Origin of the sequence: Streptomyces sp. NBC_00306 (assembly GCF_036169555.1) — a bacterium.
Taxonomy (GTDB): Bacteria; Actinomycetota; Actinomycetes; order Streptomycetales; family Streptomycetaceae; genus Streptomyces; species Streptomyces achmelvichensis.
Genome location: NZ_CP108032.1, coordinates 4339210 through 4365018 on the forward strand (window position 1 = coordinate 4339210; position 25809 = coordinate 4365018).

At 70.2% G+C, this 25809-nt stretch carries 25 protein-coding genes; 17 read left to right on the top strand and 8 right to left on the bottom strand.

Features of this window, described 5'->3' with window-relative positions; all coding sequences use genetic code 11:
* Window positions 1-113: 113 nt before the first annotated feature.
* The 4 genes from OHA05_RS19345 (at window position 114) to OHA05_RS19360 (ending at window position 5038) form a co-directional block, all read left to right on the top strand.
* Complete coding sequence (locus tag OHA05_RS19345; RefSeq protein ID WP_328861270.1) at window positions 114-791, top strand: GntR family transcriptional regulator; 678 nt, start codon at window positions 114-116, stop codon at window positions 789-791.
* Window positions 788-3226 carry a dolichyl-phosphate beta-glucosyltransferase gene (locus tag OHA05_RS19350; RefSeq protein ID WP_328861271.1) on the top strand — a complete coding sequence of 813 codons (2439 nt, stop codon included), beginning with the start codon at window positions 788-790 and terminating at the stop codon, window positions 3224-3226. The genes OHA05_RS19345 and OHA05_RS19350 overlap by 4 nt, the downstream gene beginning before the upstream one ends.
* 112 nt (window positions 3227-3338) lie before the next feature.
* Window positions 3339-3989, top strand: a complete 651-nt coding sequence (locus OHA05_RS19355; protein WP_313945056.1) for a hypothetical protein — start codon at window positions 3339-3341, stop codon at window positions 3987-3989.
* Window positions 3990-4102: 113 nt separating this feature from the next.
* On the top strand, window positions 4103-5038 hold the full coding sequence (locus OHA05_RS19360) for a class I SAM-dependent methyltransferase (protein WP_328861272.1): 936 nt from the start codon (window positions 4103-4105) through the stop codon (window positions 5036-5038).
* Between the two features lie 667 nt (window positions 5039-5705).
* Here OHA05_RS19360 and OHA05_RS19365 read toward each other — a convergent pair.
* The gene (locus OHA05_RS19365; protein WP_328861273.1) at window positions 5706-6446 is read right to left on the bottom strand and encodes an SLATT domain-containing protein; all 741 of its coding nucleotides are present in this window, start codon (window positions 6444-6446) and stop codon (window positions 5706-5708) included.
* A gap of 287 nt (window positions 6447-6733) precedes the next feature.
* On the opposite strand from OHA05_RS19365, the gene OHA05_RS19370 reads away from it, so the two are divergent.
* From OHA05_RS19370 to OHA05_RS19400, 7 genes are all read left to right on the top strand, one after another.
* On the top strand, window positions 6734-7069 hold the full coding sequence (locus tag OHA05_RS19370) for a YbaB/EbfC family nucleoid-associated protein (RefSeq protein WP_313948929.1): 336 nt from the start codon (window positions 6734-6736) through the stop codon (window positions 7067-7069).
* Between the two features lie 54 nt (window positions 7070-7123).
* Window positions 7124-7723: a recombination mediator RecR gene (gene recR, locus OHA05_RS19375; protein ID WP_313945053.1), complete on the top strand. Its 600-nt coding sequence runs from the start codon at window positions 7124-7126 to the stop codon at window positions 7721-7723.
* Window positions 7716-8375, top strand: a complete 660-nt coding sequence (locus tag OHA05_RS19380) for a DUF5063 domain-containing protein (RefSeq protein WP_313945052.1) — start codon at window positions 7716-7718, stop codon at window positions 8373-8375. Before recR ends, OHA05_RS19380 begins: the two co-directional genes overlap by 8 nt.
* A gap of 296 nt (window positions 8376-8671) precedes the next feature.
* Window positions 8672-9943, top strand: a complete 1272-nt coding sequence (locus OHA05_RS19385; RefSeq protein ID WP_313945051.1) for an aspartate kinase — start codon at window positions 8672-8674, stop codon at window positions 9941-9943.
* Window positions 9940-11040, top strand: coding sequence for an aspartate-semialdehyde dehydrogenase (locus tag OHA05_RS19390; RefSeq protein ID WP_328861274.1), 1101 nt, complete (start codon window positions 9940-9942; stop codon window positions 11038-11040). The genes OHA05_RS19385 and OHA05_RS19390 overlap by 4 nt, the downstream gene beginning before the upstream one ends.
* Window positions 11041-11293: 253 nt before the next feature.
* Window positions 11294-11956, top strand: a complete 663-nt coding sequence (locus OHA05_RS19395; protein ID WP_313945049.1) for a SigE family RNA polymerase sigma factor — start codon at window positions 11294-11296, stop codon at window positions 11954-11956.
* A 71-nt stretch (window positions 11957-12027) separates the two neighbouring features.
* A complete protein-coding gene (locus OHA05_RS19400; RefSeq protein WP_313945048.1) occupies window positions 12028-13062 on the top strand; it encodes a hypothetical protein in 1035 nt (344 codons plus the stop codon).
* A gap of 468 nt (window positions 13063-13530) precedes the next feature.
* Here OHA05_RS19400 and OHA05_RS19405 read toward each other — a convergent pair whose 3' ends face one another.
* Window positions 13531-14286 (bottom strand): SURF1 family protein, encoded by a 756-nt coding sequence (locus tag OHA05_RS19405; RefSeq protein ID WP_328861275.1) that lies wholly within the window; start codon window positions 14284-14286, stop codon window positions 13531-13533.
* Between the two features lie 27 nt (window positions 14287-14313).
* Window positions 14314-16140, bottom strand: a complete 1827-nt coding sequence (locus OHA05_RS19410; protein WP_328861276.1) for a S9 family peptidase — start codon at window positions 16138-16140, stop codon at window positions 14314-14316.
* A gap of 154 nt (window positions 16141-16294) precedes the next feature.
* Between OHA05_RS19410 and OHA05_RS19415 the strand changes: the two genes are divergently transcribed.
* Window positions 16295-16675: a nuclear transport factor 2 family protein gene (locus OHA05_RS19415; RefSeq protein WP_313945045.1), complete on the top strand. Its 381-nt coding sequence runs from the start codon at window positions 16295-16297 to the stop codon at window positions 16673-16675.
* A 30-nt stretch (window positions 16676-16705) separates the two neighbouring features.
* Here OHA05_RS19415 and OHA05_RS19420 read toward each other — a convergent pair whose 3' ends face one another.
* The gene (locus tag OHA05_RS19420; RefSeq protein WP_328861277.1) at window positions 16706-17404 is read right to left on the bottom strand and encodes a 4'-phosphopantetheinyl transferase family protein; all 699 of its coding nucleotides are present in this window, start codon (window positions 17402-17404) and stop codon (window positions 16706-16708) included.
* 161 nt (window positions 17405-17565) lie between these two features.
* Between OHA05_RS19420 and OHA05_RS19425 the strand changes: the two genes are divergently transcribed.
* Window positions 17566-18297: a TetR/AcrR family transcriptional regulator gene (locus tag OHA05_RS19425; protein WP_328861278.1), complete on the top strand. Its 732-nt coding sequence runs from the start codon at window positions 17566-17568 to the stop codon at window positions 18295-18297.
* A 260-nt stretch (window positions 18298-18557) separates the two neighbouring features.
* On the opposite strand, the gene OHA05_RS19430 is transcribed toward OHA05_RS19425, so the two are convergent.
* Window positions 18558-19133 (bottom strand): TerD family protein, encoded by a 576-nt coding sequence (locus OHA05_RS19430; RefSeq protein ID WP_327681936.1) that lies wholly within the window; start codon window positions 19131-19133, stop codon window positions 18558-18560.
* 145 nt (window positions 19134-19278) lie between these two features.
* Between OHA05_RS19430 and OHA05_RS19435 the strand changes: the two genes are divergently transcribed.
* From OHA05_RS19435 to OHA05_RS19445, 3 genes are all read left to right on the top strand, one after another.
* Entirely contained in the window at window positions 19279-19662 is a 384-nt protein-coding gene (locus OHA05_RS19435; protein ID WP_313945042.1) for an ArsR/SmtB family transcription factor, read from the top strand.
* 34 nt (window positions 19663-19696) lie between these two features.
* Window positions 19697-20347, top strand: a complete 651-nt coding sequence (locus OHA05_RS19440; protein ID WP_328861279.1) for an SRPBCC family protein — start codon at window positions 19697-19699, stop codon at window positions 20345-20347.
* An 80-nt stretch (window positions 20348-20427) separates the two neighbouring features.
* Entirely contained in the window at window positions 20428-20859 is a 432-nt protein-coding gene (locus OHA05_RS19445) for an SRPBCC family protein (protein WP_328861280.1), read from the top strand.
* A 39-nt stretch (window positions 20860-20898) separates the two neighbouring features.
* Here OHA05_RS19445 and OHA05_RS19450 read toward each other — a convergent pair whose 3' ends face one another.
* From OHA05_RS19450 to OHA05_RS19460, 3 genes are all read right to left on the bottom strand, one after another.
* A complete protein-coding gene (locus OHA05_RS19450) occupies window positions 20899-21648 on the bottom strand; it encodes a hypothetical protein (RefSeq protein WP_328861281.1) in 750 nt (249 codons plus the stop codon).
* 103 nt (window positions 21649-21751) lie between these two features.
* Window positions 21752-22471, bottom strand: a complete 720-nt coding sequence (locus tag OHA05_RS19455) for a hypothetical protein (protein ID WP_328861282.1) — start codon at window positions 22469-22471, stop codon at window positions 21752-21754.
* A 221-nt stretch (window positions 22472-22692) separates the two neighbouring features.
* Window positions 22693-25020: an LAETG motif-containing sortase-dependent surface protein gene (locus OHA05_RS19460; RefSeq protein WP_328861283.1), complete on the bottom strand. Its 2328-nt coding sequence runs from the start codon at window positions 25018-25020 to the stop codon at window positions 22693-22695.
* A gap of 195 nt (window positions 25021-25215) precedes the next feature.
* On the opposite strand from OHA05_RS19460, the gene OHA05_RS19465 reads away from it, so the two are divergent.
* A complete protein-coding gene (locus tag OHA05_RS19465; RefSeq protein WP_328861284.1) occupies window positions 25216-25713 on the top strand; it encodes a hypothetical protein in 498 nt (165 codons plus the stop codon).
* The last annotated feature ends 96 nt before the right edge of the window (window positions 25714-25809 follow it).

Here is a 25809-nt window from a genome sequence, read left to right on the forward strand (position 1 = left end):
CCCGGGACCGTCCTGGACGCTTGGTCCCGTCGCAGGTCATTCACCCGTGCCTCACCCGGTTCGTCGGCACTGGCCTATCGTGTCCGGGACCCCAGGCGAAGGAGAAGCCATCGATGCGCGGCCCCGGCAGTACCGCTGTCACCCGCAGCACCCTGCGGCAACAGATCGCGGACGCGCTGCGTGACGAGGTGCTTGCGGGACGTCTGAAGCCCGGTCAGGAGTTCACCGTCAAGCTGATCGCCGACCAGTACGGCGTCTCGGCCACACCGGTGCGCGAGGCGCTCGTCGACCTGTCCGCCCAGGGTCTGCTCGACTCGGACCAGCACCGCGGCTTCCGCGTGCACCGGTTCACCGTCGACGACTACCGCCGCATGGTCGATGCCCGTTCGCTCGTCATCGACGGCATCTTCCGCCAGGCGGAGCGCCAGGGCCGCAGCACCGTGCCCGGCAAGGCACTGGTGTCGGTGCGCCGCCGTGCCGAGGAGGCCGCACGCGCCGCCCGCGGCGGCGACCTCGACATCCTCATCGGCTACGACCTGCGCTTCTGGAACGAGCTCGGCGCCGTCGTCGCCAACAGCTACATCTCCGAGTTCCTGCACCGGCTGCGCGTCCAGGCCTGGGTGTTCGCCGTCCCGTTCCTGCGGGCGGACCCCGAGCTGCGGGACTGGCTGTGGAACGGCCACGAGGACCTCATCGACGCCATCGGCGCGGGCGACCTGGCGGCCGCCCGCACCGTCGTCGACAGTTACAACGACCATGCGCTCGCCTGGGCGGATCGGCTGGAGCAGTGAGCGTGGACCTGAGCGTCGTCGTCCCGGCGTACAACGAGGAGGGCAGACTCCGGCCCACCCTGGAGGCGATCTGCACCCATCTGCGTGCGGAGCCCGGCCGCTGGGGGGACTGGGAGCTGATCGTCGTCGACGACGGCTCCACCGACTCCACCGCCAAGATCGCCCGGGAGGCCGCGGCCGTCGAGCCGCGGATCCACGTGATCGCGAGCGAGGACAACCGCGGCAAGGGCAACGCCCTGCGGCAGGGCGTGCTCGCCTCGTACGGCCGGCGGGTGCTGGTCACCGACGCGGACCTCGCGACGCCCATCGAGGAACTGGACCGTCTCGACAAGCAGCTCGCCGCCGAGGACAGCGCGGCGGCGATCGGCTCGCGCGCGCACCCCGACTCCACGATCGAGGTCCACCAGCGGCGGACCCGCGAGTGGCTCGGCCGGATGGGCAACCGGCTCATACGCACCGTCGCCGTCCCCGGGATCCACGACACCCAGTGCGGATTCAAGCTCTTCGACGGCGACAAGGCGCGCGCCGCCTTCGCCGACTCACGACTCGACGGGTGGGGCATCGACGTCGAGATACTCCGCCACTTCCGGCGCGAGGGCTGGCCGGTCACGGAGGTCCCGGTGCGCTGGTCGCACCAGGAGGGCTCCAAGGTCAGACCGCTGGACTACGGCAAGGTCCTGCTGGAGCTCGTCCATCTGCGGGCCCGTGCGGTGCGGCGGACCGACCTCCTGGTCGTCGGCCTCTTCCTCCTCGCGGCGCTCTTTCTCTACAAGAACCTGTGGGCCGACCTCGGCCACGGCTACCTCGACGACGCGGGACAGGACCAGAACCAGTGGGAGTGGTTCTTCGCCGTCACCGCCGACAACGTGATCCATCTGCGCAATCCGCTGTTCACGACGCTCCAGGGGCATCCCGACGGCGTGAACCTGATGGCGAACACCGTGATGCTCGGGCTCTCCGTCCCGCTCACCCCGGTGACCCTGCTGCTGGGTCCGACCGTCACCTGGGCGCTCGTGCTCACGCTCGGCCTCGCCGCGACCGCCACGTCCTGGTACTGGCTGATCGCCCGCCGGCTCGTCGACAACCGGTGGGCCGCGGCCGTCGGCGCGGCCCTCGCCGCCTTCGCGCCGCCGATGATCTCGCACGGCAACGCGCACCCCAACTTCCTTGTGCTCTTCATGATCCCGGTGATCGTGGACCGCGCCCTGCGGCTGTGCGAGGGCCGCGCGGTCGTGCGCGACGGCGTGCTCCTCGGCCTCTTCGCGACGTACCAGATCTTCCTCGGCGAGGAGCCGCTGCTGCTCGCGGCGATGGGCATGCTGTTCTTCGCCCTCGCGTACGCGCTCGTGCGGCGCGATGTGGCCCGGACGGCCTGGCGGCCGCTGCTGCGCGGGATCACGGTCGCGCTCGCGGTGTGCCTGCCCCTGGTCGCGTTCCCGCTCGGCTGGCAGTTCTTCGGACCGCAGAGCTACACGAACGTGCTGCACGGCGACAACACCGCCAACGGACCGCGTGCCTTCCTGGAGTTCGCGGGACGCTCGCTGATGGGCACGGACGAGCGCGCCGACCGGCTCGCCATGAACCGCACCGAGCAGAACGCCTTCTTCGGCTGGCCGCTCGTCGCGCTCACCACGGCGATCGTGGTGCGGCTGTGGCGGCTCGCGGCGGTGAAGGCGCTGGCGTTCACGGCGTTCGCCGCGGCCTTCCTCTCGCTCGGCTCGACGTTCCGCATCCCGTACACCGACATCGTGCTGACCGGCCCCTGGCGGGCGCTCGCCCACCAGCCGCTCTTCGAGTCCGTCATCGAGTCGCGGTTCGCGATGATCTGCGCGCCGGTGCTCGGCATCCTTGTCGCCCTCGCCGTCGACCGGCTGGCCGTCACGAAGGATCGGGTCCATCAGGTCGTGGGCCTCGCGGCGGTGGCGGCGGCGCTGCTGCCGGTGCTGCCGACGCCGTACCCGGTGCGCGAGCGGCAGGACGTGCCGGAGTTCATCACACGGGGCATGTACCGCGCGTACCTCGCCGAGGGTGAATCCATGGTCACCGTGCCGCTGCCGTCGCCCGCCGGTGCGGAGGCGCTGCACTGGCAGTCGGCCACCACGCTGGACTTCCCGGTCGCGGGCGGCTACTTCAACGGCCCCTGGGGACCGGACCGTATCGGCATCTACGGCGCCACCCCGCGGCACACCTCCAACCTCTTCAGCGAGGTCCGCAACTCCGGGCAGGTCCCGGTGATCGGCCCCAACTGGCAGGCCCAGGCCCGCGCGGACCTGGAGGCGTGGCGGGCGGGTGTCGTGGTGCTCCAGCCGCAGTACAACGCCGAGGCGCTTCATGCGACGGTGGAGAAACTGCTCGGAAAGCCGGGCAGGCGAGTGGGCGGCGTATGGGTATGGGATGTGGGAACGTCCAGGGACACTGGCGCAGGGGAGCGGTGACGGCAGGTGACCGGCCCCCTTCGCCGAACGTGTCCGTGGCACTACTCTGTCCCGACCATCGCACGACTGTCGCGCCGACCGTGCCCGATCCTGCTGGAGAGCGAGCCTTCCCTTGGCCTGTGACCTGTGGCTGGTCCCCCTCGTCGATGTGCTGTGCCACAGCCCCGACAACCCCTTCGCCGAAGAGATCGCGTCGTACGACAAGGCGCTGACCGACTCCGGTCTGCCGACAGTGCCCGTCTTCGCCTACATGCCGGGCCTGTCGGGCGATGTCGCCCCGGTCGCCGGCTTCGACTACGACGCGCTGCACTTCCTGCGGCGCGCCTACCTGCTCCAGCTGTGCGGGCTCGCCGTCACCCCGGTCGACGAACTGGGCGGTGACTACGAGCAGTTGCTGGAGATGTTCGAGTCGACGGCCCAGCAGTCGCACCTGGTGTGGCACTACGACCACGCCGGGGCGTACGTCCCGGTGGACTTCGCGTCCCCGCTGTTCAACGAGGAACTCCTCGCGGGCGGCGGCCCCCTCGGCTCCACCCAGGGGCTGTTGCGGGAACTGGAATTCGTCGCGCCCGCGATCGGCATCGACGCGGCGAACCCGCCGGCCGCGCCGCAGCCACCGGACCGCCCGACGTCCCTGGAGGAGCCGGCGGGTCCCATTCCGTACGACGAGAGCCCCTTCGCCCGGGAGCGGCACGTGTGGCTGGGTCTGCACGCGGCGGCGACGCGGAGCCTGGGCCAGGGCTCGATGATCATTTTCAGCTGAGGGTCCCGGCCGAGGTCGTCAGCCGGGACGCATCCACCGACGCACATCCGCAGCACATGTACTGAACGGGCAGCCGTAAGCTGCGCGACACCTCCGGCCGGTAGGACCGGTGCATGTCACAGACGAGCACCCCGGTGACGGGGGAGAACGCGGACGAAGCTCTCCCCCGCCCGACGAGTTTCGCGGACGTCAAGGGCTGGTTCTGGCCGGTGGACCAGCTGCTCTTCGACTGGTTCCTCGGCCATCAGCGCGACACGGACCCCGACGGCCGGGGGGATCTGCTGGAGCTCGGCGCGTACCTCGGCAAGAGCGCGATCTTCACTGGGAGCTATCTGCGCGACGGTGAGGAGTACACGGTCTGCGACCTGTGGGACTCACCGGCGCCGGACGACCCCAACAGCGCGGAGATGAACCGGTCGTACGCGACCCTCACCCGGCGCGCCTTCGAGGCGAACTACCTGTCCTTCCACGACGAGTTGCCGCGCATGGTGCAGGCACCGACGTCGGTGATCACCTCGAAGGTACGCCCGGGCAGCTGCCGCTTCGTCCACGTCGACGCGTCGCACCTGTACGAGCACGTCCACGGGGACATCGCGGCGGCGAAGGAACTGCTGCAACCCGAGGGCATCGTGTCCTTCGACGACTTCCGGGCGGAGCACTGCCCCGGGGTCTCGGCGGCGGTGTGGGGCGCGGTGGCGACCTCGGGCCTGAAGCCGGTCGTGATCACGGGAACGAAGCTGTACGGCACCTGGGGCGATCCGGCACCGCTGACGGCGACGCTTCTGGACTTCCTGGCGGACCGGACGGACCTGTGGCACGGGGTGGAGGAGGTGGCGGGCCGCCCGCTGATCCGCATCAAGGGCAACAAGGCGACGCCCCCGCCCCACCCGAAGTCCCGCCACGAACCGCTCCCGCCCCCGGAACCGACCCCACCCCCGGTGACGCCACCCCCGCTCCCGGTCCGCCCCCGCCCTTCCCGGACCCGCCGCCTGGCGAAGGACCTGCTGCCGCCGGTGGTGACGAGGGCGCTGACGTCGCGTCGTCCGTAGGTGCGCGGGGGTGCGCGTGCGGCTGGCACCGGCGGGGTGGGGTGCGTGTGTGGTCTGCTCGCTGCCGGCACGGCCTGCGGCCGTGTCCTCAATCGCCGGACGGGCTTGATGGTGCGGCCACGTCTTTGCCTGCACGGCCTGCGGCCATGTCCTCAATCGCCGGACGGGCTTGAGTTGCCCCGCACATCAGGCCGCGGGGCAGGAGCCTCGCGCCGAGCTGAGCATGGGCCCGCACACCAAGCCCCGCCGGCGATTGAGGCGTGGGCTCCGGTCAACACGTCGAGCCTGGGATGGGGGCCGCACTTCGTGCACTCCCAGCCTCGCCGGCGATTGAGGCGCGGGCTTGGGGCAAGGGCCTGAGCCGGCATGCGGCTGCACCCCATCCCCTGGGCGGGCGATCGGAGCGTGGGGCCGCACTTCGTGCTCTCGGTCGGGCGATCGGGCCCCGCCGGCGTTTGAGGCGTGGGCTCCGGTCATCAGGTCGAGCCTGGCATGGGCCCGCACATCAAGCCCCGCCGGCGATTGAGGCGCGGGGTCCGGGGCGGAGCCCCGCAAGGGGGGCGCATTCAGCCCGTCCGGCGATTGAGGACACCGCCCGCCGCAGGCGGTACAGCTGCACGGGTACGCGGGTACACGAGCCCGGGGCCCTGGGGCCAACCCCCAGGCGTCAGCGCGGCGACTCCGGTGGCCGCTGCCGCGGCATGTTCGGCCGCGTCCCCGGCGGCAACGGCATTCGCGCCGAACCCGCCTCCCGCCCCGCTCCGACCCCGCCGCCCCCCGGCACCCCCACCGACTGCACCAGCGGCCCCGGCGCCCCGCGGAACTCCACCATCCAGTCCGCCGTCTCGCCGCGCACCAGCTCCGTCACGTCCTCGGAGAACCGCCGCAGCACCCCCAGGCACCGGTCCGCCGCCTCACCGGCCGTACCCTCCGCGGGGCCGAGCACCTCCCGTACGCACTCCGACGCCCAGTCGAACTGAAGTACCTGAAGCCTTCGTTGCACGGCCTGCGCCGTCGCCACGTCGCGCATCCAGCCGGAGGTCACCCCGAAGTACCGGTCGCAGCCCAGACACGCGGCGCCGAGTAACAGCAGTACATAGCCCCACCCGGCCGCCCCGGGCAGCGCGCCCGTGAGGTCGAGGAGCGGGAGCGCGGCGCCGGTGATGGCCCCCGCCGCCGTACCGATCCGCAGCACCCGTCCCGCGAGCCGCTTGCGGACCCGGTCGTGGAGGTACCACTCCGCCGTGCGCAGCGCGCCCGTCTCCACCCAGCGGTACAGCTCGTCGAGCCGTTCCGCGGGCTCTCCCCAGTCGCCGAGCGGAAACACCCGGCCGGTCAGGTCACCGCGCGGTACCTCGCCGCGTTCCTCCCGGGCCGGCCCCCCGGGCTGCATCTCCGGCTGGCTCACCGGGGCACTCCTCTACGACGTGATGGCGGCGTGACACTTCGTGACGGACGGTGCGCACGTGCACCCGGTGCACGGTGATGCGCCGATGCGCATGCTCTTCCTACCGCCGAATGGTGGGCCGCGCGCCGGAAATCCTGGTATTTCCGCCCTTACGAGGGCCTTGATCAGCTAGGGGTGCCACGCCCCGGTCACTCGAAAGAGTTGTCACGACAGGGTGCGGCGCGCCGCCCGGTGACCACGTAGGCTCGGCTTACCGAACAACCGTCGTCGAAGTGCCTGGAGTGACCGTGATTCCCGGTGGTGGCCAGCCCAATATGCAGCAGCTCCTTCAGCAGGCCCAGAAGATGCAGCAGGACCTCGCACAGGCGCAGGAAGAGCTGGCGCAGACTGAGGTAGAGGGGCAGGCGGGCGGCGGGCTGGTGAAGGCCACCGTCACCGGCTCCGGCGAGCTGCGGGGCCTGGTCATCGACCCGAAGGCCGTCGACCCCGAGGACACCGAGACCCTGGCCGACCTCGTCGTCGCCGCCGTCCAGGCGGCCAACGAGAACGCGCAGCAGCTCCAGCAGGAGAAGCTCGGCCCGCTCACCCAGGGTCTCGGCGGCATGCCGGGACTGGGCTTCTAAGGCCGGGGCGCACCAACTACCGTACGTAGAGCCACAGAAGAAGGAAGGCGTCCGTTGTACGAAGGCGTGGTTCAGGACCTCATCGACGAACTGGGCAGGCTGCCCGGCGTCGGTCCCAAGAGCGCGCAGCGGATCGCCTTCCACATCCTTCAGGCAGAACCGACCGATGTCCGCCGCCTCGCGCACGCGCTGCTCGAGGTGAAGGACAAGGTCCGCTTCTGCGCGGTGTGCGGCAACGTCGCACAGCAGGAGCAGTGCAACATCTGCCGCGACCCGCGCCGTGACCTGTCGGTCATCTGCGTGGTGGAGGAGCCGAAGGACGTCGTCGCGATCGAGCGGACCCGGGAGTTCCGGGGCCGCTATCACGTACTCGGCGGGGCCATCAGCCCCATCGAGGGCGTCGGCCCCGACGACCTGCGGATCCGTGAGCTGCTGACCCGCCTGGCGGACGGCACGATCACCGAGCTGATCCTGGCCACGGACCCCAATCTGGAGGGCGAGGCCACCGCCACGTATCTGGCGCGCATGATCAAGCCGATGGGCCTGAAGGTCACCCGGCTGGCCAGTGGTCTGCCCGTGGGGGGAGACTTGGAATACGCCGACGAGGTCACGCTGGGGCGTGCCTTCGAGGGGAGACGACTTCTCGATGTCTGACGCCGCACTGCACGCAACGAGCCAGGACCCCGACTCCTTCGCGGTCCAGATCGCCGACTCGATCGAGTCCTTCATCGTCGCCACCACGGAAGTCGCCAAGGGCGACGAGCCCGACAGCGCTGTGCCCTTCCTGCTGCTGGAGGTCTCCCAACTCCTGCTGACGGGTGGGCGGCTGGGCGCGCACGAGGACATCGTCCCGGACGAGCGCTACGAGCCGGACACCGGACCCGACCTGGACGTGGACGATCTGCGCGAGCGTTTCGCCGTGCTGCTCGACCCGGTGGACGTCTTCTCCGAGGTCTTCGACCCGTACGAGCCGCGCAAGGCCCCGGTCGCGTACCGGATCTCCGACAACCTCGCGGACGTCGTCACCGATCTGCGCCACGGCCTCGCGCACTACCGCGCCGGGCGGACCAGCGAGGCGCTGTGGTGGTGGCAGTTCTCCTACTTCTCCAACTGGGGCCCGACCGCGTCCGCGACCCTGCGCGCCCTCCAGTCGCTGGTCTCCCACGTCCGCCTCGACCAGCCGCTGGACGAGCTGGACGGTCTGGACACGGACGAGGACCTCGCCGACGACGCGCTGGCCGAGGAGGCCGGGAAGGTCATGGCCGAGGAGATCGCCGGCCCGCTGGGACTGCGCACCGTCACCTGACGCGCCGGGCGCACCTGACGCCCGGGCGCACCTGACACGCCCGGGTGCCCCGGGCGCCTGAGCCTGAGCAGCTGGTCGTGGGAGCGCGGGGCGGCCCGTGTGAGCCGCCCCACATCCCGCGTACCCCGCGTCCGGTCGGGCAGGAGTCGATCCGAGCGGCCGCAGCCCCCTCGTGGTGATCACACAGTGAGCGGGACATCTCACGATGTGATTGCCCCGGGTCGGAGTGCGGCCGCTCGTTAAACTGAGCCGACCGCAGTAATGGCTGTGGTGCAGAGACCGAGCGAGGAGCGCACGTGGGCCTTGTCGTGCAGAAGTACGGAGGTTCCTCCGTTGCCGATGCCGAAGGCATCAAGCGCGTCGCCAAGCGAATCGTGGATGCCAAGAAGAACGGCCACCAGGTGGTCGTCGTGGTATCCGCGATGGGCGACACGACGGACGAGCTGATCGATCTCGCCGAGCAGGTATCTCCGATCCCTGCCGGGCGCGAATTCGACATGCTGCTGACCGCAGGAGAGCGGATCTCGATGGCCCTGCTGGCCATGGCGATCAAAAACCTGGGCCACGAGGCCCAGTCGTTCACCGGCAGCCAGGCCGGCGTCATCACCGACTCGGTGCACAACAAAGCGCGCATCATCGATGTGACGCCGGGCCGTATCCGTACGGCGCTCGACGAGGGCAACATCGCCATCGTCGCCGGCTTCCAGGGTGTGTCCCAGGACAAGAAGGACATCACCACCCTCGGCCGTGGCGGTTCGGACACCACCGCCGTGGCCCTCGCCGCGGCGCTGGACGCCGAGGTGTGCGAGATCTACACCGACGTGGACGGCGTCTTCACCGCCGACCCGCGTGTGGTGAAGAAGGCCCGGAAGATCGACTGGATCGCCTTCGAGGACATGCTGGAGCTCGCCGCCTCCGGCTCCAAGGTGCTGCTGCACCGCTGCGTCGAGTACGCACGCCGATACAACATTCCGATCCACGTCCGCTCGTCCTTCTCCGGACTGCGCGGCACCTGGGTCAGCAACGAGCCGCAGGGAGACCAGCAGGTGGAGCACGCCATCATCTCCGGAGTCGCCCACGACGTCTCCGAGGCCAAGGTCACGGTCGTCGGAGTGCCGGACAAGCCGGGCGAGGCCGCGGCGATCTTCCGCACGATCGCCAACTCCGAGATCAACATCGACATGGTCGTGCAGAACGTCTCGGCGGCCACCACTGCCCTGACCGACATCTCCTTCACCCTCCCCAAGACCGATGGCGCCAAGGCCATCGACGCCCTGGAGAAGGCGAAGAGCGCGATCGGCTTCGAGTCCCTGCGCTACGACGACCAGATCGGCAAGATCTCGCTGGTCGGCGCCGGGATGAAGACCAACCCCGGTGTCACGGCCTCCTTCTTCGAGGCGCTCTCCGACGCGGGCGTGAACATCGAGCTGATCTCGACCTCCGAGATCCGTATCTCGGTCGTCACGCGCGCCGACGACGTGAACGAAGCCGTCCGCGCCGTGCACACCGCCTTCGGCCTCGACTCCGACTCCGACGAGGCGGTCGTCTACGGGGGCACCGGGCGATGATCCGCAAGCCGGCACTCGCGGTCGTCGGAGCGACCGGAGCCGTCGGCGCGGTGATGCTCCAGATCGTCTCGCAGCACGAGGACGTCTGGGGCGACGTACGACTCGTCGCCTCTCCGCGCTCCGCCGGCCGCAAGCTGGCGGTGCGCGGGGAGGAGACCGAGGTCGTTGCGCTGAGCGAAGAGGCCCTGGAGGGCATCGACGTCGCGCTCTTCCTGGTGCCCGCGGAGGTCTCCGCACAGTGGGCGCCGATCGCCGCCGCGAAGGGCGCGGTGGTCGTGGACAGCTCCGCCGCCTTCCGGGCGGACGCCGAGGTCCCGCTGGTCGTTCCCGAGATCAACCCCCATGCCCTGCGGGTGCGCCCGCGGGGCATCGTGGCGAGCCCGCACGACACCACGCTGGCGATGATCCCGGCGATCGGTGCGCTGCACGCCGAGTTCGGGCTCGACGAACTGGTCGTCTCCTCCTACCAGGCCGTCAGCGGTGCCGGCCGGGACGCCGTGGCCGCGCTGCGTACGCAGATGTCGCTGGTCGCCGGTACGGAGCTGGGCACCGGCCCGGGCGACGTCCGCCGGGCCGTCGGCGACGAACTCGGCCCCTTCGCGGCACCGCTCGCGCTGAACGTCGTGCCGTGGTCCGGGACCGTGGAGGACGGCGGCTGGTCGTCCGAGGAACTCGGGCTGCGGGCCGAGACGCGGAAGATCCTCGGCCTGCCGACCCTGCGGGTGTCGGCGACGTTCGTCCGCGTGCCGGTGATCACCACACACTCCCTCGCGGTACACGCGCGCTTCGAGAGCGAGGTGACGGTGGAACGGGCGCACGACATCCTGGCCACCTCGCCGGCGGTCGTGCTCTACGACGATCCCGAGGCCGCGGACTTCCCCACGCCGGCCGATGTGGTCGGGACCGACCCCACCTGGGTGGGCCGGGTGCGCCGCGCGATGGACGATCCCTGTGCGCTGGACCTCTTCCTCTGCGCCGACAACCTCCGCAAGGGCGCCGCGCTGAACTCCGCGCAGATCGCCGAAGCCGTGGCCGCCGAACTCGCTGCCCCGGCTTCCCCGGGTAATCCGGCGCGAGGCCGCTCCGGGTCTTTGTAGGATCTGTGAACGCCCTGTGATCAAGTCGAAGGTCTGTACCACTTGTTCTGGGGTGTGTGAATGTTTGACTATTCGCTTCCCACCACCTGCAACCGGCAGCTGGGTGGGAAGCGTCTTTGCGGTCGCCCCTGTTCGGTACCGCGAAAAAATGGGGCACAAGGGAAGAGCGAGTACGCATGAGGGCAAATCGATCACCGTCAAAAGCGGTGGCGTACGCGTACAACCCTGACGGGGGGAAGCGTGTCCAACAGGCGTGGCAGAGGTACTCGACATCGCAGGGGTGGTCCCGGTTCGCGGCGCAACAGTGCGCCCGCTCCGCAGACCCCGCCCGTCCGGCGGCATGCCGGTGATCGCCCCCATGCCCGCGCCACGAGCCGGCCGCATCACGTCCCAGCGCGAGAGCGCTGAAGAGGCCATGGCTGCAGGTACGACCGTCGATCACCTCACCGAGACCTACCGCGCCCACTACCGGTCGCTGCTGGGTCTCGCCGCGCTGCTCCTGGACGACACCGCCTCATGCGAGGACGTCGTGCAGGAGGCGTTCATCCGTGTCCACTCGGCGCGCAACCGTGTGCGCGAGCCGGAGAAGACCCTCGCCTATCTGCGGCAGACGGTCGTCAACCTCTCCCGCTCCGCGCTGCGCCGCCGCATCCTCGGACTCAAGCTGCTCTCCAAGCCGATGCCGGACATGGCGAGCGCCGAGGAAGGGGCGTACGACCAGCTGGAGCGCGACGCGCTGATCAAGGCGATGCGCGGACTCCAGCGCCGCCAGCGCGAGGTGCTCGTGCTGCGGTACTTCGCCGACATGACGGAAGCCCAGGTCGCCGAGACGCTGGGCATATCCCTCGGGTCGGTGAAGGCGTACGGTTCGCGCGGCATCGCCGCACTGCGCGTCGCCATGGAGGCGACGGCATGAGCGGGCACAGGAACAGATTTGAGCGGTACGGGCCGGACGGGCCGTTTGACGACCGGACTGGAAACGGAATTGTGAACAACGGGCCGGACAACGAGCTCGGCGGCCTCGGAGAGGCGCTGGGCGGCGACGAACAGGCCCTGCGCCGGCTGATGCAGGGCGCAGTGCAGGACCTCGAGCCTTCCGAGGGCACCCTCGACCATCTGCGCAAGGCGGTCCCCGCCCGACGTGCGCGCAAGCGGCAGGCCCTTGTCGGTGTGGCCGCCGCGGCCGTGCTGATGGGCACGGCGGTCCCCACCTTCGTGCACGTCGCGAGCTCGGGCAGCAGCGAGAGCGCGAACCCCGTCAACGCCGGACACGGCGAGCAGGCGCAGGGCGGTACCGGCGCCGAGACGGGTGATGACGAAGGCGAGAAGGGCACGGACCAGCCCACCGGCGGACCGGACGGCACGCCGTCCAGCGCGCCCGGCTCCAGCCCCGCGGTCGGGCCCCGGCCCGGCACGGGCACCGGGGACGGCGGCACGGGCGACACGGCGGTACCGCCGGGCGTCGACGCCTCCGACCTCCCGGTCTGTGACCCCGCCCAGCTCGGCGGCACCTCGACCGTGGGCGCCCCGGACGCCGAGGGCAAGGTCTACGGCACCTTCCGGGTCGCGAACGTCTCCACCACCGAGTGCATGATCAAGGGCCAGGGCAACGTCGGCTACCAGGCCATGGGTGCGGCAGACCGCGACAAGATCGCAGTCCAGACGCACACCACCGGCGACGCGGCGAGCGGTCTGCCCGACCCCTCGCAGGAGGCCCCCGAGATTCTGCTCGCGCCCTCCGCCGCGTACGAGGTGAAGTTCGCCTGGGTCCCGAGCGATACCTGTCCCACCCCCGGCTCGCCCGAGCCGACGCCCACGGACGGCGGCTCCGGGGCGACGACCACGGGTACGGGTGCGTCGGCGGAGAATGCCCAGACGCAGCTCCTCGCCGAGGACGGTGTCTCCGACGGCAGCGTCGAGGTGACCCACGTCCCGGAGGCGGGCGCCCCGGGCGCGGGCGTGACGGTCCCGAACGCGTGCGCGGGCACGATCTACCGGACGGGTCTGCTGAACGCGTCGTAGGGCGGCGCCTCGTGCGCCGACCCGCGCTGCGGGCAGGGGCGGCAGCCGATGGACTCTGTGGGCCCGTTCCGGTCAGGGGAGCGGGCCCACAGGCATGTCGAGCGCCGGTAGCGTGCCGGCCACGCCGGCCATGTCGGCCGCATTTCGGGCAGTGAGGGCCAGCCGGGTGGGTGTGCAGGTAAGGCGCCCGGGTGGGTGTGGAGGAAGGCGCCCGGGTGGTGTCCGGGGGAGCGCCGGCTCGGGCTCGGCGTGGCTCGGACGGGCTCGGGCTCGGGCTCGGGCTCGGGCTCGGACCGGCTCGGGCGCGGCGTGGCTTGGACGGCTCGGGCTCGGCGTTGGTTAGACCGATCGGCGTGGGTCAGACCGGCTGGTGTTGGGCGAGGCTCGGACCGGCTCGGACCGCTCGGATCGGCTCGGGCTCGGACCGCGGCGTGGGTCAGGCCAGCTCGGCCCGGACGGCGGCGTGGGTCAGACCGGCTCGGGCTCCAGGCCCAGTGCGCGGTCCCTCGCCGCCTCCGCCTCGCGGCGCAGCAGCCGGAACCACATGAACACCACGAAGGCCGCGAACACGAACCACTCCCCGGTGTAGCCCAGGTTCTGGAACGCCTTCAGGTCCAGCCCACTGCCCTCCGGCACCGACGCCGGCACCGGGACGAGGCCGCTGTCCGCCGTGGTCAGGGTGACCCAGCCGTCGTACACGTCGTCCGGGACGAGGTTGACCAGTGAGGCCGCACTGATCATCCCCAGCTGCCCGCTCGGCAGCCCGCCGGCCGTGTGCACCCCGTCCGTGCCCGAGGTCTCGGACGCCTGGAGCGCGCCGGTCACCGTCACCTGCCCGCCCGGTGCCGCCGGTGCCGGCTTGCCACTGGCCAGCCAGCCCCGGACGACGGGCAGCGTGCGGCCGCCGTCGGTCTTCAGCAGCGTCAGCACGTACGAGCCGTTCCGGCCGTCCAACTCCCGGTCCGGCACCAGGAACTGGCTGCCGTAGACCCCGGTGGCGGTGGCGGGCCGCCCCGACGTCTCCTGGTCCACGGGCAGCAGCTGCTCGAGCGGAGCTGCCACCTGTTCACCGGGGGCGGGCCTGCTTTCGGCCTCCTGATGGGTGTCGACCCGGTCCTCGAACTTCCCGAGCTGCCAGGACCCCATGAAGATGCAGAAAGGGATCGCCAGCACGACGAAGACGTTGATGCCCCACCAGCGGGGAGTCAGCAGGAACCGGTACACCCCTCCACGGTACGGAACCCGTCGCGGCTACTCCGTCGCGACCCCCTCTCCGAGAGGCGCGGTCGCGTCTCCCAGATGCGCGCCGGCGAAAGCGATCTCCAGGCCGACCTGCTTGATCCGCTCCTCCACCACGAGCGATCCGTGCCCGGCGTCGTACCGGTACACCTCGTGGACCGCGCCGCGCGCCGCCAGCCTGTCCACATAGTTCTCCACCTGACGGATGGGGCAGCGCGGGTCGTTGACGCCCGCCGAGATGTAGACCGGAGCCCGGACCGCGTCCACGTACGTCAGAGGGGACGACGCCTCGAACCGCTCGGGCACCTCCTCCGGCGTACCGCCCAGGAGGGTACGGTCCATCGCCTTCAGCGCCTCCATCTCGTCGTGGTAGGCCGTGACATAGTCCGCGACCGGCACCGCCGCCAGCCCGACCGCCCAGGCCTCGGGCTGGACGCCGAGGCCCAGCAGCGTGAGATACCCGCCCCAGGAGCCTCCCGCCAGGATCAGCTTCGCCGGGTCGGCGAGCCCGGAGGTCACGGCCCATTCGCGGACCGCGGCGATGTCCTCCAACTCGATCAGCCCGACGCGGTGCTTGAGCGCGTCGGTCCACGCCCGCCCGTATCCCGTCGAACCGCGGTAGTTGACCCGCACGACCGCGTAGCCGTGGTCGAGCCATGCGGCGGGACCGGCCGCGAAGGCGTCGCTGTCGTGCCAGGTCGGGCCGCCGTGGATCTCGAACACGGTCGGCACCGGGCCCGTGGTGCCGACGGGACGCTGCACCAGCGCGTGGATACGGCCGCCGGGTCCCTCCACCCACGCGTCCTCCACCGGCACCGACTTGGGCGCCTTCATACCCGGAGGGTCGAGCACCACTCCGCCGGCGGTGGAACGCACCTGCGGCGGCTGCGCGGCGGACGACCACAGGTACTCCGCCTCGCCGTCCGGGCGCGCCGTCGCGCCGGAGACCGAACCCGCCGGGGTCTCGATCCGTACCAGCTCGCGTGTCGCGAGGTCGTAGCGCCAGAGCTCACCCCGGGCCTCGAAGCTGTGCGCGACCAGCAGCCCGGAGCCGTCCGGATACCACTCGGCGTTCACATCGCCCGGCAGGTCGATCGCGAGATCGGTCTCCTCGCCCGATGCCACGTCCCAGATCATCGGCTCCCAGCGGCCTCGCCGCTGATGCCCCACGAGCAGCCGGGTGTCCCCGTCCACCGGAGCGAAGCCGAGGACTTCGAGGCCGAGCTCCTTCGTGCCTCCCTCGGTGTCGTCCAGCTCGGCGACCGGGCCGCCGTCGATGCGTACGACGCGCAGCGCCGAATGCATCGCGTCCCCGTGTTCGGTGTGCTCGATCGCGACGAGTGTCCCGTCGTGGGACAGGTCTCCGACCCCGGCCGACTCCCGGTGCCGGTAGATCTCCACCGGCTCCTCGCCCTCCCGGACGACATGGATCGTCGTACCGTCCTCGTCGGTCGACCGGCCGACCACCGAGGCGCCGTGGCGGCCGATCGCCAGCCCCGCCGGATAGGAGGGCGCGAGACCCGGCGCCGCGGGCTCGTCCTCCCCGCCGGCGAAGGGCTGCCGCATCCATATGCCGAACTCGTCCCCGTCGGTGTCCGAGAACCACCAGAGCGACGCACCGTCGGGCGACAGCACACCGTCCGTCGTGCCGTTCGGCCGGTCGGTCGCCTGCCGCTGCTCGCCGGTCGAGCGGTCCCAGGCGTACAGCTCGTAGGTCCCGGTGGCGTTCGACACGAAGAGTGCGTGGTGGGGTGCGTCCTCGGCCCAGTCGGGCAGGGAGACGCGCGGCGCACGGAAGCGCTTCTCCCAGTCGGGCATCGAGTCAGTGATCTCAGTCATGACCCCATTCTGCGCCGGACCCTCCACAAACCGTCGACGTGCTCCGCAGCCTGTGGACGACTCGGCGCATGTGGACAGCAGGGCCACCCGTTCGGGGACTCGGGTCGATGGTCAGTGCCCCGGTGATGTCAGTGCCCCGGTGCACACTCGCCGTATGACCGAACTGCGCAGGACAGTCGAGACCTACTGGTCGGCCGCGGAGGCCCGGGACTGGTCGACGTTCGCGACCACCCTCAGCGACGACGTCGTGTACGAGCTGCCGCAGACCCGTGAGCGGATACGCGGCAAGGACGCGTACGTCCGGTTCAACCGCGAGTACCCGGACACCTGGCACATCAGCGTCCACCGCCTGGTCGCCGACGCCGGGAGCAACCATGTGGCGACATGGGTGCATGCCGTGGTGGGCCTGGAGGAGATGTACGCGGTCACGTTCTTCACGGGTGACGACGACGGCAGGATCACGACGGTCACCGACTTCTGGCCGGAGGCGTACGAGCCCCCGCCGGGCCGCGAGCACCTGGTCGAGCGCTACTGAACGAGCCCCGTGCGCCACAAGGCCGGTGGCTCAGGGCAGTCGGGCGTCCGGCCCGCCGGCGCGGACCGCGACCGCCGCCGCATAGCCGGCGTCGACCGGCAGGTCCGTGAGCAGCCAGTCGGTCAGCTCGGCCGGCCGGGGCCCGGCCCCCACATAGGTGACGGACACGTCCTCGGTGAGGCCGACTCCGGCCGCCTTCAGCACGGCTTCCTTGCGGGTCCAGCAGCGCGTGAAGCCGAAGGCGCGTTCAGCTGCGGGAAGGGCAGCCAGCTCCGTACGCTCCCGCGGGTGCAGCTGCGTCGCGACATCGGTGATCGTGCCGTCGTTCGGGACGATCTCGACGTCGACCCCGACCGGCGCGGCCGCGAGCGCGAGCAGCACCATGCCGCTGGTGTGCGAGAGCGAGAAGTGCACCTCACCGCCGGGCACGACGGGCCGCCCGTGCGGGCCGCCGCAGTGGGCGCACGGTTCGCGGTCCATCGTGACCGCTTCCGGCGCGAGCCCGAGGCGCTCACCGAGGATGCGGCGCAGGGCCACATGGGCGACGGCGTAGGCGTCCCGGTCCGCCGGCCGGAAGAAGCCGTCGAGCCGTGCGGACTCCTCGGCGTCGAGGAGATGGCGATGGGCGAGAGCGTCCTCGGTGTGCTCGGCGACCCTGCCGGACCACAGCAGCTGCACGCCTGGGGGCGGTGCCACCGGTTCGCGGTCGGTCGGTATCCCCGTCGACATGAAGTCCCCTTCCTCAGGCCAGTAAGCGTAGCCAAGGGATTGTCCAGAACTAACGGACTTTCGGTGCCGTTAGGATGGAGCGAGCGATCTTCGCAGTTCATCGCCGCGGCCGATTGCCGCACTTCATCGAGGTGGCCCGTCGAAACGAAGGAGGGCCCGGGATGACGACCGACAGGGCGACCGCGAAGGCGGCCGCCGTGCCCACCGCGCAGGCGACCGACCATGCGACCGGGGGCGCGCCGTCGGACGGGGGCGGCACGCCGTTCGCTCAGACGGCCGGGACCCCGGGGACCGTTCGTCCGGGTGGCCGCACCGCCCGCGTCCGGACCGCTGTTCTGGAGGCCGCGGGCGACGCTCTTGTCGAGCACGGGTTCCACGGTCTCGACCTCGCCGACGTGGCCCGGCGGGCGAACGTCGGCAAGACGACCGTCTACCGGCGCTGGTCCACGGTCACCGGGCTGGTCGCCGATCTGCTGGAGGACATGGCCGAGCAGTCCGTGGCCCGTACGGACACGGGGAACCTGTCCGACGACCTCCGTGCCAACGCCCGCCTCGTCGTGGGAACCCTCACCGATCCCCGTCAGGGCTCCCTGTTCAAGGCGGTGATCGCCGCCGCCACCTGCGACGACCGCACGACCCAGGCCCTGAACCGCTTCTACGCCACCCGCATCGAGGAGTGGGCGCCGTGCGTCGAGGCGGCCGTGTCGCGTGGTGAACTCCCGGCGGGCACCGACGCGCGGGAAGTGATCCGCGCCGTGTCCGCCCCGCTCTACTACCGCCTGCTCGCCAGCGGTGACCCGCTCGACGAAGCGACGGCGGACCGGGCCGCGGCCGCGGCGGAGGCGGCGGCCCGCGCGGGGGCGTATGTCGTGGACGGCCCCGGCGCTCGCTGACGTACGACGAGGCCTCCCGGACCTGTGATGGGGTCAATGGGCGTACGACGGTCCAGGGCCTACGACGACGGTCCAGGGCCTACGACGACGGCTCGGCGACGACGACGGTTCGGCGGCGACGGCCCGGCGACGTACGGCGACGGCCCGGCGACGTACGACGAAGGCGCGGCGACGTACGACGAGGGCCCGACCCCCGTGTGGGGATCGGGCCCTCGGCTCGTGCAGTTGCCGCGGAAGCCGCGGCGCTGTTCGGCTCAGGCTCAGATGTTGACGCCGAAGTCCTGCGCGATGCCGCGCAGGCCGGAGGCGTAGCCCTGGCCCACCGCGCGGAACTTCCACTCCGCGGCGTTGCGGTACAGCTCGCCGAAGACCATCGCGGTCTCCGTCGAGGCGTCCTCGCTCAGGTCGTAGCGCGCGAGCTCGGCGCCGCCGGCCTGGTTGATGACGCGGATGAACGCGTTACGCACCTGGCCGAAGGACTGCTGGCGGCTCTCGCCCTCGTGGATCGAGACCGGGAACACGATCTTGTCGACCTCGGCGGGCACGCCCGCCAGGTTCACCTTGATCTGCTCGTCGTCGCCCTCGCCCTCACCGGTGAGGTTGTCACCGGTGTGCTCCACGGAGCCGTCCGGGCTCTTCAGATTGTTGAAGAAGACGAAGTGCGAGTCGGTGAGGACCTTGCCGTTGGCGTCCACCAGCAGCGCGCTGGCGTCCAGGTCGAAGTCCGTGCCGGTCGTGCTGCGTACGTCCCAGCCGAGGCCCACGACTACCGCAGACAGGCCCGGGGCCTCCTTGCTGAGCGAGACGTTGCCGCCCTTGGACAGGCTGACACCCATGGAAATCCCCTGCGCAATCCGGCGCGGGCCGCGCCTCTCTTGACGATTCCTTTGCCCACGAGGGCAACGAGCGACCAGGGGTGTCGGTTCCCCAAACTTCGCATAAGCTTTGACTTATATAAGCGATGGCTGCAAAGTGGATGACGTGCACGCATTTGATGTTCTGGGGGACCCGGTACGGCGGCGGATCCTGGAGCTCCTCGCCGAGGGGGAGCAGTCGTCGGGAACGGTCGGCGCGGTGATCCAGAAGGAGTTCAGGATCTCGCAGCCCGCCGTCTCGCAGCATCTGCGGGTGCTCAGAGAAGCGGGCTTCGCGTCCGTACGCGCCGAGGGCGCCCGCCGGCTCTACGCCGTCGACGCCGGGCCGCTGCGTGAGGTGGACGCGTGGCTGGACCGGTTCCGAGGCTTCTGGGAACAGCGGCTGGACGCACTCGGCACCGAGCTGGCGCGCGGCAGGCGCGAGCGCCGCGGAAGTGGCTCCGCGCGAGAAGCGGCCCACCCGCCGCCGGACAGAGAAGCAAACGAGTGACCGAGCCGCACCACACCGCCAGTCAGGAGCAGCGATGAGCGACATCGTCGACCGGATCAACGACATCCACCGTGAAGTCGGCTCCAGGACCGTGCCGTCGGGCGAGGCGCGCACGGTCGTGCTGCGGCGCACGTACGACGCGGCTGTCGAGGACGTGTGGGACGCCTGCACCGACCCGGAGCGGATCAGCCGCTGGTTCCTGCCGGTGAGCGGCGACCTCCGGCTGGGCGGTCGGTACCAGCTGGAAGGCAACGCGGGCGGCGAGATCCTGCGCTGCGAGCCGCCGGAACTGCTCAAGGTGAGCTGGCTGTTCGGCGAGAACCCCGGCTTCAGCGAGGTGCAGGTGCGGCTGACGCCCGAGGCCGATGAACGCACCGTGTTCGAGCTGGAGCATGTGGCCGTCGTACCGCCGGAGATGTGGGACCGGTTCGGCCCGGGAGCGGTCGGCGTCGGCTGGGACCTGGGGCTGCTGGGTCTCGGCCTCTACTTGGAGGGCAACATGATCGACGATCTGTCGGCCTGGCAGGCCACGGGCGAGGCGCGTGAGTTCATGACCCGCAGCAGCGAGGCCTGGGGCGTGGCGTATCGCGCGTCGGGCGCACCCGCCGATGAGGTGGCCGCGGCTGTCAGCGCCACGACGGAGGCTTACGCGCCGGAGCCGCCGGAACCGTCGGCGAACACCTAAGGGGGCGGAACGGTCGGCGTACACCTGACACGCGTCGGCGTGTCTGCGTGCCCGCGGTCCGTCCTGGGTATGGCTCGGCTGTGAAGTATTCGACGTCATTACCGATCAACGCAGCCCCTGACCGGATCTGGTCGGTGCTGACGGACGTCGAACGCTGGCCGGAATGGACGCCGACAGTGACCACGCTGCACCGCCTGGACCAGGGCGAGTTCGCGGTCGGCAGCAAGGTGCGCATCAAGCAGCCCCAGCTGCGGGTCGCGGTCTGGGAGGTCACCCAGCTGCACCGGAACGTGTCGTTCACCTGGGTGGCCCACGCCCCTGGCGTCACCACCAAGGCCGGCCATGCCTTGAGCGTCCCCGCTACTGACGGCGCTCCCGTCGAGGTGACGCTCGCCCTCGATCAGCGAGGCCCTCTGGCCGGACCGGTCGGCCTGTTCACCGCATCGCTGACGCGCCGCTACATGGAGACGGAGCTGCGCAGCTTGAAGGCGCGCTGCGAGTCGGGGGTGTGACACGGGGACCGTCGAAGTGTGGTGCCGCCTGCCCGAGGGTCATGCACCCCACCGGGCGACGACGGCCTGATCGACCCGGAACACCGCACCGCAGTCCGCGCAACTGGCGCTGCCGAACACATAGGTCAGCTTCTTCGCGACCTCGATCTGTCCATCGCCGACCGCCCGCGCGTGCAGCCGCGCTGCCAACCCCTCCATCGCGCCGGGCTCTGCGGGCATCAGCGGCTTGTTCCCGGCAGACGGCTCGCGCATGTACATGTCGTCGAGGGTGGAGAAGTGCCCGTACTCGCCGAAGACAATGAAGTTCTCGGCCTCGCACCGCGGGCAGGGAACCTCGTACTCCTCGGAGTTGAGCCCATCGAGCTGCCCGCCCCAGACCTCGACCCCTTCGAGGCTCAGGAGTGTCTCCAGCAGACAGACATACGTGTCCGGGGCAGCGTCCACCTCAGGGTGTCGCAGGATCTCTTCGGTGAGCCTGATCAGTGTGGCGATGTCGGCGGCGTGGCTGATGTGCGGGTCGTCGCATCCGTGGGGCCGATCCACACCGGCCACGATGGCGCCGGCCAGGACCAGCGGCGCCTGCCTGTCCATGGCGGAGAACCTCTGGGCCATCGCGGCCAGCCGCGGCAGGGCGGCGAAGCTGGCGGAGTAGACCGTGCCCTGGTGACACAGGCACGACCAGAGCGAGTCCCACGCGGGCCCGGCCGGGTCGGATTCGGCGTCGTCGAGCAGGCGGGGTATGTCGTCTGCGGAGCCGTAGGCGTGGCTGAGCTGGGACCAGTCCGTCATGCCGTCGATGAAAGCAGAAGGGCGACGTCCGACCGGCCACGTGGGTGAGGCGAGGTGGACGATACGGTCTGCGCTCAGGCGGGACGGTCTGCCCGTACCTGTCTCATGGCAGGCGATCCCGGTGACTCTGAGCGGTGTTCTGCTTCGGGCTCGGTAAAACTGGTTCGACCGGGACGGCCAGGTACCGGAACTCTCCTCGAACACCCTCTTGTTGCGAGTAGGGCTCCCACGTGAGTGGGTATGCGCCGCGCAGTATTCGGGTGTGTGGTTCGTCGTCGCCTTCTGCCCAGAGGAACTCGCCGGCGAGGGTACGGCCGTCATGAATGCGGAAGTCCTCGTCCCGGGTCTTCCGAGCCCCAGGGGGCGGCGATGCCCACAGAGCCCGTTCGTTCGTGATGAGCAGCGCCAGACCGTCCTGGTCGGGACGGTTTCCGAAGCGCTCCAGCCTGGCGATGTCCGAGACGAAGCCGAGCCGGCCGAGGTCGGTGGCTGCGTGCGATGTGAGCGTGTACTGCTCCTTCAGGGGCCCGGCCACGCCGATCCACCTGGCCTTGAAGTACTTGAACTCGATGGCAGTACGCGCGGACGGACCGATGCACAAGAGGTCGAGGTGCTCGGCGCGGTCCGTGTCCGACACGTACTGGCGCACTTCCAGCCTTGACCGGATCGAGGGCGCCAACTCCCAGAGCACGCGAGCGAAGCTGTGCTGAAGATCCGCTTCGGAGTGGAATACGGGCGAGTCTTCTCGGAGGCGAGCCATGACCTGGCTGAGGGGGATCTCTCCGGCGATGAGGGCGGGTGTACTGGGAGGACCGGAGGTCATCGCGGCTCCACGGAGCCGTACTGAACATCCCGCCGACGTGTCCAGTCCATGTATCCCCCGGAGAACGATGCAACGCAGGGGAACAACGGTAGTGGCCGGTCCGGCTCGGCTCAGGCGTTCTGTCCAACTGCCGGGGCCGCACGTGGTCCGCCGCCGGACCGCTTCGGCCCCGCACCCAGTCGTACGGTGCGGGGCCGAAGTCATGCGAGCGCCGTGGCCGACTACTCCTGGCCGGTGGCGGTGCGGCGGCGCTTCCACCACACCAGGCCGCCACCGGCGGCTGCGAGAGCCGCGGCGATTCCGGCGATCAGTCCGAACGGCGTGCTGGAGCCAGTGTCGGCGAGGTCGCCCTGCGGGTCCTTCCCACCCGTGCCGCCGCTGCTACCGGTAGCCGGCGGAGTGGCGGGGTCGGTCGGGCCGGTGGGATTGTCCGTCGGCTCACCCGGCTTGGTCGGCGTCGGCGTCGGAGTCGGCTTCGGGCCCGGGGTGTCGTCGCCGCCGGAGATGTCGGAGGAGACGGTGTTACCGCCCAGGAGCAGAAGGTTCGCGTCCCCGTCCTTGGCGTTGTCCGTCAGCGTGCGCACCGATGACTTCGTCTCGCGAGGAAGGTAGCGGTGCTCGGCCTCGAAGCGGACCTTGGTCATGTTCTGCTTGGGCTGCTTGGAGAAGTCGACTCCGCCCACGCTCATGGTGTACAGGCCGCCGCCGGCGTCGTGCTCCCACTGCTGCTCGCCCTCACGCAGCGACTTCAGGTAGGCCTGGTACACGCTCTCCCGCGTCCAGTCCTTGTTCTCGCCGCGCAGCGGCCACGAGGAGACGTCGTTGCTGTTGATGACCTTGCGGTAGTCGGTGGGAGCCTTGGCATCCTGCTGGCGGATGAACTCCGCCGCTACCCGGGCCGTGTAGGTGCGGCGCAGGTCGGCGTAGCGCGGGTCGTTGTTCACGCGCCTTTCGACCTCCGGCATGATCAGCCGGTTCATGCGGTCCTCGGTGGCCTTCTTCTCGGCCTCGTTGAACTCGCACAGGTACGGGTCACCCGGCATGTTGTCGATCTTCAGGTACTGGGCCTTGACCTTCAGCGGCGTGTCCAGGATGTGGATGCCGCCGTTCTCCTCGCGGACGACCGCGGTGCCCGGCTCGATCCAGTTGCGGACCTGGAACCAGCAGGGAACGCCCTCGGCGTTGCGGGGCAGCGACTTCCAGTACTGGTCGGCCTCCGGACGCTTCTTCGGGTTCATCGCATCGGCGAAGTCCCTCTTCAGCTCCAGGTCGGCTTCCAGCAGGACCCGTCCGGCGTCCGTCTTCCCGAACGCGCTGTCCATGATCTTGTCGGGCTGGTCCGGGTTGAGGTTGACCCAGAACTTCTCCGGGCTCAGGGCGAGCCAGGTGAAGAACGCGTCGTTGATGAGCTGCGCCTTTTCCTTGCCTCCCCAGCCGGCGGTGTCCTCGGCGACCTCCTTGGCGGAGAAGCTGTAGTCGACGCCCTTGCCCTTGACGGGCTTGCCGATGTACCGCAGGTCCAGGGTGGTGAAGTCCACCCCGCCAGGCCCCTTGGGCTGGAGCCGATTGGGGTCGGCCGCGTTCTTGCGGTCCAGGAACTCCTTCATGTCCTTCGGGTTCGGCCGCGACTCACGGATCAGATCCTGCGCGCCGCCGCCGGTCACCCCCTTGGACCCAGGGGGCTGCATGGTGGTCGACTTGTCCCGCACGCCGCCGCCGGGGGCCAACTCGACCCTACGAGAACGGTAGTTGTACTCGGTGACCTTGCCCGGAGCGTTCTTCCTCAGCTCGTTCAGGTGGTCCTTGGCGGCCTTCTCCTGCGGCTCGGCGAAGACGTACTTCAGCGACTTGACCGGGGATTCCTTCTGCTTCGACCAGGCGATGTCACCCGGCTTCTGCTTCGGATCCGGATGCCCGTTGGACTTGATCTCCAGAGCCTGTCCGGTCCTCTTGTTCCAGGCATCCGCCTGACGCCGGTGAGTCTTGCCGGTGTCGGGGTCGGTGTAGTCGAACTCCTTCTGGCAGATCCAGTCGTCACCGACGAGACCGTGCTCCTTGATGATCTTCTTCTCGAACGCCTTGCCGCGCGGGTCGTTCCCGGCGTTCTTGATCAGGATGATGTCGCGCCAGTAGGTGAAGTCCCCGTACGCGTTCGGGTTCTTCTTGCTGGCCCGGATCCACTTCCACCAGACCCGGTCGACCGGCCGGGACTTCGGAGGCTCCTTGGCCTCCAGCTCCAGGCGCTTGTAGTTCGCGTCGGACGGCGCCTGAAGGCCGTCCCACTTCTTGCCGGGGTTCTCGTAGTCGTAGGTGTCCCACTGGGACTTCGCTCGTGACGCATCGCCGTCGGGCATCTCGACGATGGCGGCGAGGTCTTCGGCGAGATCGAAGTAGTCGCGGCAGAGCATGCCCGGGTTCGGTGGCTTTGCCGGTGCGGCATCTGCGCTGGAGGTCAGGCCCGGAAGGCCGGTGAACGCGAGGGTTGCCGCTGCGGCGACCGCGACAGCGGACGCCAGGCGTGCCCTCACGCGGGAACGTATGGATTTCACGTGCTGTGTCCCTTACCTGCGGGGGCTTGGGGACATGTGTGTGAGCGGTGTGAGCCCCCGTGACATGACACCGTCAGCGAGGCAGCCTAGTGCCCGAACTCTGCGTTCATGCAAGGCAATTGAGGGTGTGTCGCGCCGCTGCAGAAGGCGCTGCTGCCCTGTCGGAGGCGCCGGGTAGGGTCGGCCGGTATGGAGATGACCGACGACGAATACCAGGAACTGGCTGAGCTGGACCGCGTACGCGCCGGCAACCCCGTCCTGGACGCCTGGCTCCAGATCCAGCAGCAAGAGTTCCCCGCATGGGCCCAGCGGCACGACGGGGACTGGGACTTCACCCCCGCCTCGCTCGAGCGCGTGGAGGTCCTGGTTCGCTCCCGCTACGCCGGCAGCGACCAGGCATGGGACGAACGCGGCAGCGACTTCCTCCAGACGGCTTCCTGGTACGTCGGTGAGGTCCACAACCGCACGTGCGGCACCCAGTGGCAGTTCCACCCCGACTCGGCCGACGCGGATCCGGCGGTGTGGCCGTTCGTCACCGTGCCGTTCGACCGGCTCTTCGACTTCGAGGACGAAGACGGCATCGAACCCGACGCCCGACCCCTGTACACGCCGGTCAACCGCCTGTGCGGAATCCTCGACGCGGGTGGCGGGAGCCTCGTCGCCGACCTGGACATCCACACGCCGGCGCAGTAGCCGGGGTCGCGATCGCCTCAACCTGCCCTGGAAGAAGGCCGGTCAGCTCACATCGGTCCGCCCGGCGCCGCGCGTCCTTGCGCCGGGCTGCGGAGC